Source organism: Streptomyces sp. NPDC031100, from assembly GCF_055570785.1.
Map to the genome: position 1 here is coordinate 1 of NZ_JBVIGN010000029.1, position 13,737 is coordinate 13,737.

12 protein-coding genes and 3 pseudogenes are annotated in these 13,737 nt (G+C 69.5%); 4 read left to right on the forward strand and 11 right to left on the reverse strand.

Going from position 1 to position 13,737, the window contains the following annotated elements:
- Positions 1-151 precede the first annotated feature (151 nt).
- Positions 152-952, forward strand: a complete 801-nt coding sequence (locus tag ACZ5DS_RS42335; protein ID WP_468249789.1) for a hypothetical protein — start codon at positions 152-154, stop codon at positions 950-952.
- 683 nt (positions 953-1,635) lie between these two features.
- Here ACZ5DS_RS42335 and ACZ5DS_RS42340 read toward each other — a convergent pair.
- The 5 genes and pseudogenes from ACZ5DS_RS42340 to ACZ5DS_RS42360 form a co-directional block, all read right to left on the reverse strand.
- Entirely contained in the window at positions 1,636-2,289 is a 654-nt protein-coding gene (locus ACZ5DS_RS42340) for a transposase (protein WP_468249791.1), read from the reverse strand.
- A 173-nt stretch (positions 2,290-2,462) separates the two neighbouring features.
- Positions 2,463-2,562, reverse strand: a pseudogene (locus tag ACZ5DS_RS42345) (hypothetical protein); the annotation flags it as partial.
- Between the two features lie 18 nt (positions 2,563-2,580).
- Positions 2,581-3,849, reverse strand: coding sequence for an IS110 family RNA-guided transposase (locus ACZ5DS_RS42350; RefSeq protein ID WP_468249793.1), 1,269 nt, complete (start codon positions 3,847-3,849; stop codon positions 2,581-2,583).
- A 458-nt stretch (positions 3,850-4,307) separates the two neighbouring features.
- Positions 4,308-4,652 carry a transposase gene (locus tag ACZ5DS_RS42355; RefSeq protein WP_468249796.1) on the reverse strand — a complete coding sequence of 115 codons (345 nt, stop codon included), beginning with the start codon at positions 4,650-4,652 and terminating at the stop codon, positions 4,308-4,310.
- Positions 4,653-4,701: 49 nt separating this feature from the next.
- Positions 4,702-4,932, reverse strand: a pseudogene (locus tag ACZ5DS_RS42360) (transposase family protein); the annotation flags it as partial.
- Positions 4,933-5,316: 384 nt separating this feature from the next.
- Here ACZ5DS_RS42360 and ACZ5DS_RS42365 point away from each other — a divergent pair.
- Together ACZ5DS_RS42365 and ACZ5DS_RS42370 are read left to right on the forward strand one after the other, a co-directional pair.
- Entirely contained in the window at positions 5,317-5,517 is a 201-nt protein-coding gene (locus ACZ5DS_RS42365; RefSeq protein WP_468249798.1) for a hypothetical protein, read from the forward strand.
- Between the two features lie 63 nt (positions 5,518-5,580).
- Complete coding sequence (locus ACZ5DS_RS42370) at positions 5,581-5,724, forward strand: hypothetical protein (RefSeq protein WP_468249799.1); 144 nt, start codon at positions 5,581-5,583, stop codon at positions 5,722-5,724.
- Between the two features lie 369 nt (positions 5,725-6,093).
- Here ACZ5DS_RS42370 and ACZ5DS_RS42375 read toward each other — a convergent pair whose 3' ends face one another.
- Positions 6,094-6,582 carry a GNAT family N-acetyltransferase gene (locus ACZ5DS_RS42375; RefSeq protein WP_468249802.1) on the reverse strand — a complete coding sequence of 163 codons (489 nt, stop codon included), beginning with the start codon at positions 6,580-6,582 and terminating at the stop codon, positions 6,094-6,096.
- Positions 6,583-6,769: 187 nt separating this feature from the next.
- Between ACZ5DS_RS42375 and ACZ5DS_RS42380 the strand changes: the two genes are divergently transcribed.
- Positions 6,770-7,543, forward strand: a complete 774-nt coding sequence (locus ACZ5DS_RS42380; RefSeq protein WP_468249804.1) for a transposase — start codon at positions 6,770-6,772, stop codon at positions 7,541-7,543.
- Positions 7,544-7,559: 16 nt separating this feature from the next.
- Here ACZ5DS_RS42380 and ACZ5DS_RS42385 read toward each other — a convergent pair whose 3' ends face one another.
- The 5 genes and pseudogenes from ACZ5DS_RS42385 to ACZ5DS_RS42405 form a co-directional block, all read right to left on the reverse strand.
- Positions 7,560-8,159, reverse strand: a complete 600-nt coding sequence (locus tag ACZ5DS_RS42385) for a hypothetical protein (RefSeq protein ID WP_468249807.1) — start codon at positions 8,157-8,159, stop codon at positions 7,560-7,562.
- A 232-nt stretch (positions 8,160-8,391) separates the two neighbouring features.
- Positions 8,392-11,136, reverse strand: coding sequence for an ATP-binding protein (locus ACZ5DS_RS42390; protein ID WP_468249808.1), 2,745 nt, complete (start codon positions 11,134-11,136; stop codon positions 8,392-8,394).
- A gap of 113 nt (positions 11,137-11,249) precedes the next feature.
- Entirely contained in the window at positions 11,250-12,212 is a 963-nt protein-coding gene (locus tag ACZ5DS_RS42395) for a GNAT family N-acetyltransferase (protein ID WP_468249811.1), read from the reverse strand.
- 8 nt (positions 12,213-12,220) lie between these two features.
- Positions 12,221-12,790: a dihydrofolate reductase family protein gene (locus ACZ5DS_RS42400; protein ID WP_468249813.1), complete on the reverse strand. Its 570-nt coding sequence runs from the start codon at positions 12,788-12,790 to the stop codon at positions 12,221-12,223.
- A gap of 412 nt (positions 12,791-13,202) precedes the next feature.
- Positions 13,203-13,583: pseudogene (locus ACZ5DS_RS42405) on the reverse strand (transposase); the annotation flags it as partial.
- Positions 13,584-13,737: the final 154 nt, after the last annotated feature.

Here is a 13,737-nt window from a genome sequence, read left to right on the forward strand (position 1 = left end):
CCCCCCCCCCCCCCCCCCCCCCCCCCCCCCCCCCCCCCCCCCCCCCCCCCACCCCGCCCCCCCCCCCCCCCCCCCCCCCCCCCACGTCCACCTGGCCAGACTCCTCACGGCCGACGGCGAGCGGTCCGAGGCGCGCACAACGCTGACCACGTTGGTGGCGCTCTCGGACGAGCTCGGCCACCCCGTGCTGCGCGTCTACTCGCGCCTGCACCTCGCCCGCGTCCAGCGCGACCTGGGCGAGGCCGGCCCGGCCCGGACCACCGCGCTCGAAGCGCTCCGAATCGGCAGCGAGGACTCCCTCGACAACCACGACATGCTCCGATGTCGCCTGTTGCTCGCCTCCGTGACAGCCGAACTCGGGGACCTCGCCGAGGCCTTCCGCCTCAGCGAGGAGGCCTGCGCCCGAGTCGGCGGGCAGACCGGCGTGCTGGCGGCCCAGGCCCTGTGGACCGCCGCGACAGTCTCGACCCGCAAGGGCAACCACGAGCTGTCCGCCTCCCTCCTGGAGCGGGCGATGACCGCACTGTCCAGCCGCGAGGACCTGCTCCTGTGGATGCGCCTGCGCCACGCCGCCGCGGCGCTGGCCCTGCAGGCACTGCCGCCCGCCCCCGACAAGGCGCAGCGCTACCTGGACGAGGCACGCCCCGCCCTGGAACTCGTCGGCACGGCGCAGCACCAGCAGGAGTACGCCTTCCTGCTCGCCCAACTCGCCTACGTACGAGGCGAGTACGAGGAGGCCGCCCGCCACTGCGAACAGGCCGCCACCGAGAAGGTTCAGCTCAACTTCCGGGACCGGATCCGCCTGGAGATGCTCAAGGCGCAGATCCGCGTCAAACAGTCCGACCCGACGGCCCGCGCGCGCCTCTACGCCCTGGCAGCCGAGGCACAGGCCCACGGCATGCTCGACCTCACCGCCGAGGTATGGCGCGCGGCCTGCCTTGGGGACCAATAGAACAGCCTGGCTGTGTTCATGAGAACGGGGTTCTGGCACAGATCGTCGTCGCGGAGGGTGACGGTGCGTTCGATTAGAGGGAAGGTACACGAGCTCCAGGCACGTCAGCGTTCACGCATTCTGGTCCACCACCAGCCGAACGTCGCCAACTCGATGTAGTTGGGTTCAGGCAAAGTGCGGCGCTCGAATTCCTCATCGATGCGCGTGATCAGTCGGCCCAAGTCCCGCTTGGCTCCCAGAGGAAGGTGCCGCGTCGCCCACTGCAGGTCATCACGGGCATCGTTTGTCCCAGGCGAGCAGAACGCGGAGGCATCCAGGTATCGGCCAGGTTGCTCGAAAGCCCACTCGATACGAGAGAGCGCGTCAGCGACCGCGTTGGGCCACATCTCTTGGTCTTCGACCCTGCGGATCGCTGCACGAGTCCGCGCGGAGACACCGTGGACCTTCAGGACGGGACACTGCCATCGTGGCCGGCACCGCTCTGCGCGGACGGCCTTGGGACGCCTACGCGGCATCGCCCTTTCGGATCAACATGAGGCCATCTTGCCACGGCTGGGCACCTATCTGGGCCTCGATCCGCACGCCCGCCGCAGCAGGTGTTGCTGCATCTCGGTCCCGGTGTAGATCTTGGGTGGCGTCTCGGGTTGCTATTGGAGCAGGATCATCTTCCGGAGTAGTTCGAATCAGGCTCGTCCGTCGAGCTGCCTCTTGATCTTCTTGATGCGATTTACCGCCCCCTCGATGCTGCCGGAGCTCCAGTCGAGGGTGAGTCCTGCTGTCACTGCGTCGAGGTCTCGGAGCAGGTGGAGTGCGAAGCCGGTGAGGCCGGGTAGTTGGCTGGCGTCGACCGCGTCGATCCAGGCAGGGAGCCTGGCCCCCAGACGGTCGCTGAGTATCTCGCCGAAGTCACGGACATGGCCGGCAGCCGTGTCCAGTTCGGGGCAGCGTGCCAGGACATCCTTCAGGCCGGCGCGGTCGTCCTCGCTCAGCGCGGTGGGGTGCCGGGTGAGCCAGCCGGTCATCTGGCGCACCGTCGGAGGCCGGGGCGGCGCGCCGGTCGGAGCCCCGCGGAGGGTGGCGACGTGGGCGCGGACCATCTGGTAGGTGACGGGCGCGTTGTGGGCAACGAGTTCGCTGTGTAGGCGGGTGACGCTGGTGCATCCCTCGGCGAATCGGCGCTCCAGATAGGGCTTGTAGGGGTCCAGCCTGCTGGGTCGGGGACGGTTGTCGCGGATGGTGTCCTGCCAGCGCGTGGCGCTCGCGTACCGGAGTACGGTGTTCAGGCCCCAGCCCAGGTGCCGGGCGATCGCACGGCGTGAGTGGCCTTGGGCGAGCATCTCGTGGACCAGGGTGTGCGCGGCCTTCTTACGTTCGGCCCGCCGGCCGAGGGGTCCCGAGCCGCTCAGCGGCCGGCCGGACTCCGGGCAGGTCGCCTCCGGCAGCGTGCCGCTGGTCGACGGGCTGCGCAGACAGTCTCAGTGGGCGGCGACACAGGTCTCCACGGCCCGGCCGAGGCCCTGCCACAAGTGAAACCGGTCAGCGACCCGCAGAGCGTCGGGGGCGCCGCGCCGGGCCCCCTCGGCGTAGGCGCCTGCCCGGTCCCGGCAGACATCCCAAGTCCTTGAGTGTCAAGCGGCGGCCGGAACGCTGCTTGTGGGCCGCTGGTTGGGGAATGCCCTCGACTCGGCGTAGGGCTCGTCATGCTGAAGACAGTAGAAGAGCATGCCCACGAATCGGATGAACAGCTGGCGTTGGGCGGAAACATGTCGGTCTCCGACTTCACGGCGGCGGTCGTAATGGGCCCTGGCGCCCGGTGAGGTGCGGAGAGAGGAGAAGGCCCACAGATAGCCGACGGCGGCCAGCCTCTTATTCATGATCTTCCGATGCATGACGTAGTGACTCTTGCCGCTGGCTCGGGTCACGGGGGCACTGCCGGCATACGCCCTGAGTCCTTGAGCGGTAGTGAAACGTGAACGGTCATCGCCTATCTCTGCAAGGACTCGAGCGCCAGTCAGGAAACTCAGACCTGGAAAGCTGACGATGATTTCTGCATCAGGGTGTTGCTGGAAGGCTTCGATGCAGGAGATCTCAAGGTCCTTCGGGTTCATGCAGGCAGATTCCAGCTGGCGAAGCAGGGCTGCAGTCTGCTGCCCGAGGGCCTCCTCGACCAGCGGCAGATGGTGCAGGTACTCGCGGTGGAAGATCTCATGGAGTCGATCGGCCTCGGCATCAATTCCTCGGACACGCCCTGCGCGTTTGAGGAGAGCCCTGAGTTGGCGACGCGTGAGCTGGGCAGCCTGAGTCGGAGTGGGGGCAACGGCAAGGACCGTGCGGGCCTCAATCGAGCACAATCCGTGCTTATGGTTCACGAAGGCGTCCAGGATCGCCGGGTAGAACTCGCGCAGCTGTGAACGGAGCTTGTTTTGGGCCTGGTTATTACGGTCCCAGACCGCGTCCTGCTGGGCCCTCGCGAGCACGGCGACCGCTTGGGCAAGCTCTGTGTCTTTGGGCAGCGGCCGGTGCACGGCCATGTCGGTGCGCAGGATGTTCGCCAGCGTCGCTGCGTCAACGGAGTCGGACTTCTTCCGCGCGACCGAGTGCCGGTCGCGGTATCGGGCCACTGCAAGCGGGTTGATGGCGAACACCGGACGCCCTGTGGCTCGCAGGCAAGCAACCAGCAGTCCACGTGACGTCTCAATCGCCACCGGAATCGGGCTCTCCTCGGCGTCCCCGTGGTCAGCGAGCAATGACATGAGCTGGGAAAGCCCGACAGCATCGTCACCTATCCGCTGCTTGGCCAGCTGCCTCCCCTCAGCATCAACCAAGGCAATATCGTGATGCCCCTCTGCCCAGTCCACCCCGCAGAATACTGTTGTCGGCTGCTCCGCACTCTCCATACCGGCCTCCCTTGCACCTCGAACTGTTCTCGCAGGCCAGAGCCTGGGCAGGGTGCGCGTACTCTCTAATGGCAGTGCTCAAGGCACGACATCCCACCAGCCGTTCGCAACCCCAGCGGGCCGCGTGGGCCTCGGTCCTCATCAGAGCTGAATCACTCATGATCTATCGAGAGGTAATCCACGCGATCGGCTCAGGCCACGAATAGAGAACAGCATCAGCGTGGCGATTCGGGCACAGTGATCTCAGATTGTTTGTCCCAGAACGTATTCGCATACCCGTGACGGGCTGTCACCTGTCCATGCCTCAGTAGCGGAACTGCGGTGACAGATTCTGAGTACAGGGCCGGCCCCGTCTGCCGATAGGACTCGAGGGCCCAGATGATCTCTAGGACTCGGCCCCGTACCAGCGCGGCATGAGCCCGCCTGAAAAGAGGCTCGTGAACCGTCTTCAGGACCCATTAGATGATCTCTGCTCCGGGATGCTCAGTGAGCCAGGCCGCGAAGGTCTCGGACGTGCGGTCGGGCAGCACGTCCACGACCCGGCCGGCCTCGACGTCGCCCAGCACGGTGCCGTAGGTGCAGCCCTTCCGGAAGGCGAACTCGTCCACCCCCAGCACCCGCGGGGCACGGTCCGGCACCTCCGGTGCCGTCACCAGCCTGAGCAGACGCGTCCGTCCCGCGGTCAACCGCAACCGGCGGCACAGCCGTGCGGCAGGACGGCCGCCGAGCTCGATCGCGATCGACCGCAGCCAGCCCGACAGCCCTGTGCTGGAACGGCGGTAGCGCGCGGACAGCCCCGGCACCTGCTCGACGAAGGTCGTGCGGGAGCAAAGTCCTGCGGTCGCAGAAGTATCGGCGCACTCGCAGCCGGACGATGACCCGGCGCGAGCCCAACGGCCGTTCGTCCAGGGTGCGTTGATACGTGCTGTGTACGCGGCGGGCCGGCTTGCGGCAGTTCGGGCACCGGCCTGGGCGGGCCGTCGACACCGCCTCCACCACCAGGATGCCGGAGGAGTCGCTCACCCCTTCCACCCGCACATCGATTCCGGGAAACAGCACATCCTCAACCGTCTTGCTCGCCACGGCAGGAAGTACGCTGCCGAAACGATCCCGCGTTCCTGTCGCTGACCTGGGGATTCACGGAACTGCGGACAGAGCCGATTTCACGAATTCCCAACAGGATCCCGACGCCGAACCACGCTGGAGCGCTTCGTGCACCTGAGCCAGCCAGTCATCGGTTGCGGAGTCGATTGACCGTTGCCTGGCCGTGAGCCGTGGCGGCGAGGTCTCCTGGCCGGCTCGTCCCTGCGCTTGGGCTTGAGCGAGGGTGTAGGTGCCGGCGCCCGTGCCTACGGGCACTGCCTGCGCTGGCGGCGACAACGGCCGTTGGCGGCCGTGCGTTACCGAGGGATAGTCTCGCGCTCGCATTGATCATCATCCGACAGTCAACGACGGGGTTTTCCAGGCATGTCGACGCCTCGGCCGCAGTACCAGGATCAGCCGCCGTACGGGCAGCCGCAGCAGCCCTACGTGTACCCGCAGCAGCCACAGGTGCCGGTCGGATACCCGCAGCAGCCACAGCCGCAAGCCTGCGGGTCCGAGTACGACTACGGCATCAAGGTCACCCGCCGGGGCCTCGGCTCCACGATGTGCTTCACCAAGCTCTGAGCCTCTGATCCCGTTCGCGGCCGGCGTTCGCAGGAGCGGGCGGCGGCCGCCTTGTTGCCGGTCGTGATCGAATGGGCCGACGACACGCTGCGGCACCTCGCCCGCTACTGGGAGACGTTCCGGCAGGAGCACGACCCGAAGCGGTCCCCGGCCATCGCCGCCCTCGAGGCCGTTCTGTACGAGGGGCGCCAGGCCCGCATCCACTGATCAATGACGACATCGGGGCCTAAAGGCTGTCCCGTAAAAGATCTTCGGGGGTCGGTGGTGGGCTGTCCCGTGGCCGCTCGGGCTGCGTCGAGAAGCGCCACTCGGTTGTCTTCCATGTCCCGCGCGCTTTCGTCGTCGGGCGAGCCGTCCCGCATGGTCCAGTTGAGGTCTATCAAGTAGGCGTGCCGCGTCATGCACGGGCAGGGCGGGACTGGGTGCGGAGGAGCCGTTCCGCACCCACAGCTTCTAGCCGTGTCTGAGGACGGGGGCTCCGCCGTGGGCGACGCCTTGGAGGACGGTGCCCGGAACCGATGACTACATGACCTGGGACGACGCGTCCGCTGGCAGATCCCGTGAAGGTGACTGAGCCTACGCGAGTTCCTTCCGCATCAACGTGCACATCGTTTCGTAGCGGCGCAACGATCCATCAGGGGCTTGCTGGTCCCACGAGTCCGGCTGACGGTCGTACGCGACATATCCCAGTCGTTCGTATAGTGCACGTGCCCGGGGGTTGCTTTCCTCCACACCCAGCTCGGCCTGCCGCAGACCTCGGTTCCTGATCCGCAGTTCTGCGGCTTCGACAAGGAACGTGCCGATCCCACACGACTGCAATGCGGGGTGGACTGCCAGCTGCCACAAAGTGCCGACGCCCTCCTTGACCTGGTAGTCGACGCCGCCCTTCGCCACAGGGATGTTGGTTGCAGGGCAGACCGCGAGGTAGTCGACCTCACCGATCCGGGCACGTTCCAACTGCTCAGCGACGCCCGCCAGGTGGTGGTCAGACCCTGCCCACCCGCACGACGCCAGGTCCGCATGCGCCAAGTCACGGGCTGACAGCTTCAACACAACGTTGATCATCTTCACTACCTCCGGCGAGCCAGCATCCAAGCCGATCACACGACACGCAAAGCTGTTTCCCCAGATCGGCTTCCTGGCTCACCGGCCACCGTCCCTCAGGCAATCAGACGAAGCGGTGCTGCTGAAAGCGAACGAGGCCGGCCGCGTGAGGCCACTGCGAGTGGTCGGCAGTTGAGATGATCGCGCTGTGGCTGGTGTGATCAGGGCGTCGGAGCCCTCCTGGATAGCCCCGTTCACCGGGCTGAGCCCACGTCAGTTCGGCAAGCTGATCACCGCGCTGCGGCGCGAGGGCGCGGACCCGGTGCGCAAGGGCCGGCCGTGGAGCCTGCCGCTGGAGGACCGGGTCCTGCTGGTCGCCGCGTACTGGCGGACGAACCTGACACTGCGGCAACTCGCCCTGCTTTTCGGTGTCTCGAAGTCAGCCGCCAGCCGCATCATCGACCGCCTCGGACGATCGCTCGCACTCCACCCCCGCAAACGGTTCCGCAAGGACACCGTGCTGATCGTGGACGGCATCTTGGTCCCCACCCGCGACCACACCATCGCCGAGCAGTCGAGGAATTACCGGTACTCCACTAACCACCAGGTCGTCATCGATGCCGACACCCGGCGCGTCGTGGCCGTCGGCCGGCTTGTGCCTGGCAACCGCAACGACTGCAAGGCATGGGAGCTGTCCGGCGCGAAAGACGCCGTCGGCAACGCCACGGTCATCGCGGACGGTGGATACCGGGGCACCGGCCTCGTCATCCCCCACCGCCGTGAGCGCGGTCAGGTCGAACTCCCGGCTTGGAAGGAGGAGCACAATGCCTCCCATCGCAAGGTCTGTGCCCGCGTCGAACACGTCTTCGCCCGCATGAAGAACTGGAAGATCCTGCGGGACTGCCGGCTGAAGGGCGACGGGGTCTTCTGGGCCACGAGCGGTGTCGCCCACATGCACAACCTTGCACTTACTCAAGCCTGAACAGGGCGAAGCGAGATCACCTTCGTGGCTCCTCAGTCACGCCAAAATCACGACGCATAGCCTCAAGCTGCTCGCGATTCGGGATGACCGAGTGTGGGTCGTCAGTTACGCCGAGATCGCTGCGCATGGACTCCCTCATGGTGTCGATCAGGGACCAGAGCGAATGTTGTGCTTCAGCCGCTGATTGTAGGGTTTCACCCGGCCGCGGGTTTCCCTGCTCCAGACGCTTGACCTGTCCGTAGACGAGGGTCAGTGCCTCGTTCATGTCGTGAGCCGAAGGGATCACCGTGTCAGAAGCGATCATCAATGCCTCGGACCAGCGGTCGCGGTAGGTGTCCTTGGTTTCTTCCAACGCCCGAATGTCCTCGGCCTCGGCCGTACGGTCCCGCATGACGTACAGGTGACGGCTGAGTGCTGTGGAAAACTGCCGCGCGTCCCTGTGAAGCTCCGTATAGCAGCTGCGCCGCAGCTCGCGGTGCTCGCGAGCCTCCTCGAAAGCATGGGTCATCTCCAGCTCACGTCGCTTGGCCCGGTCGGCACCGCGCTGGGTAAGCAGTGCGCCCCCGAGCGTCCCCCCGACACCGGCGACCGCGATCAGTACCGCACCGACATCCATCCGACCACCCTAACGGCCGTCCCCGCGGGAGCCTTTGGCGCCCGATGCGAGATGGCACGGCGACTCGCGGGCAACGACGGAGTCGGGCTATCCGCACGGGCGGTGCAGCGCCTTCAAGAGTTGCGGGACAACGCTAGAGCTCGTAACACGATCTTGTTTGCACGGCGGTTTACTGACTTCGGCGTCTCGGGGTCTGGATCTGCGTCGGGACCGGTGCTTCTGCCCGCACCGGCTACCCACCGAGCACGTCGGCGAGTTGGGTGCGGGAGCTGATGCCGAGCTTGGGAAAGGCCCGGTAGAGGTGGTGTCCCACCGTGCGCGGGCTCAGTAGCAGCTGGGTGGCGATCTCCCTGTTGGTCGCGCCGGTCGCGGCGAGCCGCACCACCTCGCGCTCCTGCGGACTCAGCCGCGCGATCGGCGAGTCCGCGGCGAGCGCCGGGTCGTGGTGCCCGCCCGCCGCCCGTAGCTCGGTCCGGGCTCGCCGCGCCCACGGCCGAGCGCCCACTCGGTCGAAGCGCTCCAATGCGGCGCGCAGTCGCTCGCGCGCGTCGAGCTTGCGGCGTTGCCGGCGCAGCCACTCGCCGAAGAGCAGCTCGGTGCGGGCTCGCTCGAAGCTGTCGTCGGCCGGGTGCAGGTCGAGGGCGGCGAGGTAGTGCTCCTCGGCCCGGGAATCCGGTCCGGCAAGGGCCCGGCAGCGGAGGAGCTGCGCGTGGACCGCGGGCTGCCGGAGGGCGTCCGCGCAGGCCGCGAGGGCCTGCGCGGGTGCCTTCGCCCGCTCCGGGCGGCCGGCCCGCACGGCTGCCTCGACCAGGTCGGGCAGCAGGTGGCGGGCCATCAGCGGGTGACCGGCCTCATCCAGCGCCGTCTCCAGTCGGTCCAGCGCCCGCTGGCTCTGCCCGGAGCCGAGGTCGAGCAGGCCCAGCGCCCACAGCGCGTCGGAGGTGCCCCGGCCGACGCACCGCGGGCTGGTGTACTCCAGGGCCAGGTCGGCGAGTTCACGGGTGCGGTCCTCCTCGCCGCGGGCCGCGGCCAGCACGGCGAGCAGGGCGCGCAGGTGGGCGACCCGGTGGTCGAGGTCGTAGTAGTCGGCGAGCCGCAGCGCCTCGGCGGCGTGCGCCTGGGCGTCGTCGCGGCGGCCGAGCGCGAGCTCCACCTGGGCGAGCAGGTGCAGTGTGGTGGGCAGCCAGCCGCCGACGCCGCGGTCGCGGCAGTGCGCCACGGCGGCGGAGACGGCTCGGTGTGCGGTCGCGTGGTCGGCGAGCAGGTGGCAGTAGTGCCCGGTCATCAGCCGGTCCATCAGGCTGACTTCATCGCGGTCGCAGGCGGCCACCAGCTCGGCGAGCGGCCGCCGCGCGCCACGGACGTCTGGGTCAGCGGGGATGTCGTCCGCGGCCGCATTCGCGTTCTCGTGCCGGGTGGCCGTCGCGTCGGCGAAGACGTGCGCCGGCACCGCGAGGACCGGCAGACCGGGCGCGCGGGCCGCGATCTGGGCGATCAGCGCCGCGTCCCCCGCGGCGAACGCCGCGTGCAGCGCGTCCGTCAGCAGCACGGGGAGCTTGTCGGGGCGCTGCGCGGCGGTCGCGTCCGCGCCCTCGGCGAGGATCCGGGCGGCCCGCGCCGGGCTGCCGAAGCCGAGCTCGACCACGGCCCGCACCCGGGCGAAGTCCGCCGCCATTCCAGGGTCCTGCAGCGGCTGCGGCACCTGGTCGGCGAGGGCGCCGCAGCGCTCGTCCTGTCCGGCCTCGCTGGCCCGCTGCGCCGCGCCGATCAGACGCCTCGCCCGCAGCGCCGGGTCCGCGGTCAGCTGAGCGGCCCGCTCGTAGGCAGCGGAGGCCGACGCCATCGCCTGCCGGCTGCCCGCCCACTCGGCGACCCGCTCCAGCTCCGCGGCCACCCGCTCGTTCGGCCCGGTCGCCGCCGCGGCCAGGTGCCAGGCCCGGCGGTGCGCGTGCCCGGCGCCGTCCAGCGTCTGCGCCAACGCCAGGTGCGCCGCGATCCGCTCCGCGAGCGGCGCGCTGCGGTAGGCAGCGAACCGAACCAGCGGATGCCGGAAACGCAGCCCTGTGCCGGAGACGACCAGCAGCCCGGCCCGCTCGGCGGGCGCCAGATCGTCGACCGACCCCCCGGACCGGGCCGCCGCCGCCAGCACTGCGGCCAAGTCCCCGGTGTCGTCCGCGGCGGCCACCGCGAGGATCCGGCGGGTGGCCTCGGGCAGCCGACGGATCCGCTCGGCGAGCGACTCCTGCAGCCGGCTCGGCAGCGCCGACGGCACCTCTGGCAGCACCAGCGGCCCCAGTTGGCCGGACCGCTGCGCCGGGGTGAGCGCTGCTGACAGCTCCCGCAGCGCCAGCGGATTGCCTTGCGCCTGGTCGATGATCTGCTCGGCGACGTGCGGCGCGAGCCCGGGCAGCAGCGCCGCGGCCGCAGTCCGGTCGATGCCAGTGACGTGCAGCCTGGGCAGCGCCCGCCCGGTGCTGCCGGGCCAGTCGCCGCGGGCGGCGAAGAGCATCGCAACGCCCTCGGCGCGCAGCCTGCGGGCGGCGAACGCCAGCACATCCACAGACGGCTGGTCCAGCCACTGCACGTCGTCGACGAGACACAGCAGGGGCGTGTCGGCGGCGGCCTCGGCCAGGACGGACAGCGCGGCGAGGGCGACGGTCAGCCGGTCCTGCACCGGCGCGTCGACGAGGCCGAAGACGGAGCGCAGCGCCTGGGCCTGCGGGGCGGGCAGCCGGTCGAGCACCTGGAGGATCGGCAGGAAGAGCTGGTGCAGTCCGCTGAAGCCCAGCTCCATCTCGGACTCGATGCCCTCGACGCGCAGCACCCGCAGGCCCTGTGCGCGAGCGGCGGCGTGGTCGAGGAGCGCGGTCTTGCCGATGCCGGCCTCACCGTGCAGCAGCAGGGCGCTGCTCTCGCCGCGCAGGGCGTCGGCGAGCATCAGCTCGATCCGCCGCAGCTCCTCGTCGCGCCCCTGCATCCGTGCCCCCCAGGATCCGCCAACCCGGCCGCCGCCGGGCCACGTTGATCGTCACTGTACGCGGACCGGGCGGGACGGACCGGGGACGGACTCGAGGGCGGCGACCGCCGCGCCTACCGCGCTCGCTCCTGCTCGGCCACCGGCGCCGACCAGATCATCCGGATCTGCGTGGTCCGGTAGCCGGCCCGGGCGAAGGCCGCCGCCATCGGCGCGTTCCCGGTGTCGGTGGTGGCGGTGATTAGCTCGGCGCCGGCCTCCGCATGGCTCCGGGTGACCTCGGCGAGCAGGTCGTCCACATAGCCGCGGCCACGGAACTCGGGCAGCACACCGAGGAATCCGACGTTCCGGGCGTACGGCGTCGCGGAGGGAATCACCAGTCCGGCGAGCCGCCCGTCGGGGCCGTACGCCAGCCGCCACCACTCCCGCTCGCCCGGGCAGCCGAGGTAGAACTCCAACTCCTCTCGGGCGGCCGCCTCGACACCCATCGCGGCGACGTTCCGGCGGGTCTCGTCGTCCAGGCTGCCGACCGCGATCCGCCGGAACATCCCGAGGAACTCCTCGTCGGAGGCCGGCGCGAAGTTGAGCCGGCCCTCGCCCCCCGGCAGCGGATCGCCGCTGGTCCACTCCAGCCGCAGCCGCTCCACCTCATGGCTGAGGCCGGCGGCCCGCGCGGCGCTCCGGCGCCAGGCCACCGCGTCCGCCGCCACCGCATCGTCGCGCCAACCGACCGGCAGCGTCAGGTTGTACAGCGGCGGCTTCGGCGCGCCCGCGGCGGCGAACGCCTGCAGCCCGGCGGTGAGCAGCCCGGTAGCCACCCGGGCCCGGTCGCCCGCCCCGGGGTCGACGTGCAGGCAGTCCAAGGCGATCGGGTGGGCGCTGTCCGCCCGGCCCCACCACAGGGCGCGGGCCAGCAGCCGGCCGTCGCCGTCCTCGGCGATCCAGGTCCACTCCGGCCGGTACATCCCCTGCCCGAGCTCATCCCGGTAGCGGTCGGCGTCGATCCAGCCGACGGGTTCGGTGACCGTCACCGCGGCGACGCGGTCGACCTCGGCCCCGGTCGTGGGTCGAAACAGCATCGGTGCTCCTAGCGTCGGACGTAACTGGTCAAGGTGGTGCCGGTGAGGAAGACCCGGGAGTCGCGGAGCAGCCATTCGCCGGGGGCGAAGCGGGCGCGGAACAGTGGGATGCCGCTGCCGAACACCACCGGGTAGCGCTTCACCACCAGTTCGTCGATCTCGCCCAGCAGCTGCCCGGCCAGGCTCGCCCCGCCGCACAGCCAGATGCCCGCGCCCGGCTGCCGCTTGAGGCCGCGGACGAGCTCCACCGGGTCCCCCGACACCACCTCCACCTCGGGGTCGGTCCGGGTCAGGGTGGAGGAGCAGACGTACTGCCGCAGGTGCGGATAGGGGCTGGTGACGCCGATCTGCAGGGCGGGATCGTAGGTGGCGCGGCCCATCAGAATCGTGTCGAAGACCTTGTTGGGCACATCGACGAGACCCAGCGCCTCACGGGCATGGCCGGGGATCGTCTCGGGGTAATCGGTGAGGATCGCGTCCTTCAGGTCGCCGTCGAAACCGGAGGAGTCGGTCTCCCCGTCCGGTCCGGCGATGAAGCCGTCGAGACTGCAGCCGATGTAGTAGGTGAGCCGGCGCATGGGCCGCCTTTCACTTCGCTGGGTGACCGTCGGGCCGCGGGCGACCGACGAGGACAGCCCGAACCTAGGCCCCGGTCACCGCCCCGGGCATCGGTCACGACGACCCAATGTGCCAGTCCGACTTGCCGGCCCTGCCAGCTGCCGTCGTCAGCTGTCGACCTGGACAGCTCCCGGATCGCGGGAGCGCTCCGGACGATCCGCCCGTGCTGTGACCACATAGGTCGCCGAGCTCGGAGCAATCGTGCGGCGTGTGGGCCGTCCGGGTCTGACAGCCGCCGGCAACGGCACCGAGGGCAGAGCGCGCCCGGACTGAGTCGTATGAACGCTGCTCATTGATCTTCCACAGCTACGACACCGCATAGCCGTCATCCGGTGACCTCATACGATGCCGGCATTTGCTGACTTCGGCGTACTAGGGTCCTCCCCGTCCATCGAGAGTGAGCCCCGTCCCGGCGAGGAATCCGCCGAGGACGCCATGTCGGTACTGCAGCGCCTTGAGCCGACTGCGGAGCAGAGTCTCCAACTCGCTCAGGGTGCGGGCAGCCAGGTTGGCCAGGCTCCGCTTGATGTGCGCCCACAGGCCCTCCACCGGGTTGAGGCCGGGCGCATACCCGGGCAGCAGGACCACTGTCAGCCAGTCCCGTTCGGCAACGAGTGCCTGCATCGTCTTGGAGGTGTGGGTGCTCAACCGGTCCCACACCACGATGAGCGGGGCCTTGAGCAGTTGGCGGGCGCCGTCGAGCAGGCGGATGTAGTCCGTCTCGCTCAGCGAGCGACGCTCCCCCTTGCGGCCGGGGAGGACTGACCCGGCCGGGCATGCGCCAGGCCCCGGTGAGAAGACAACCCCGGGGCCTAGCTGTATTGACCCGCAGGGTTGTTCACGCGGGTGATGGGTGGCTGGCCGCCGAGTGCGGTGTGGCAGCGGTGGTGGTTGTAGGTGTGGAGGA

Coding starts and splice junctions, on each gene's coding strand:
- ACZ5DS_RS42340 (WP_468249791.1), bottom strand. CDS start 2,289: ATGCTCGCCCAAGGCCACTCACGCCGTGCGATCGCCCGGCACCTGGGC.
- ACZ5DS_RS42350 (WP_468249793.1), bottom strand. CDS start 3,849: ATGGAGAGTGCGGAGCAGCCGACAACAGTATTCTGCGGGGTGGACTGG.
- ACZ5DS_RS42365 (WP_468249798.1), top strand. CDS start 5,317: ATGTCGACGCCTCGGCCGCAGTACCAGGATCAGCCGCCGTACGGGCAG.
- ACZ5DS_RS42375 (WP_468249802.1), bottom strand. CDS start 6,582: ATGATCAACGTTGTGTTGAAGCTGTCAGCCCGTGACTTGGCGCATGCG.
- ACZ5DS_RS42385 (WP_468249807.1), bottom strand. CDS start 8,159: ATGGATGTCGGTGCGGTACTGATCGCGGTCGCCGGTGTCGGGGGGACG.
- ACZ5DS_RS42390 (WP_468249808.1), bottom strand. CDS start 11,136: ATGCAGGGGCGCGACGAGGAGCTGCGGCGGATCGAGCTGATGCTCGCC.
- ACZ5DS_RS42395 (WP_468249811.1), bottom strand. CDS start 12,212: ATGCTGTTTCGACCCACGACCGGGGCCGAGGTCGACCGCGTCGCCGCG.
- ACZ5DS_RS42400 (WP_468249813.1), bottom strand. CDS start 12,790: ATGCGCCGGCTCACCTACTACATCGGCTGCAGTCTCGACGGCTTCATC.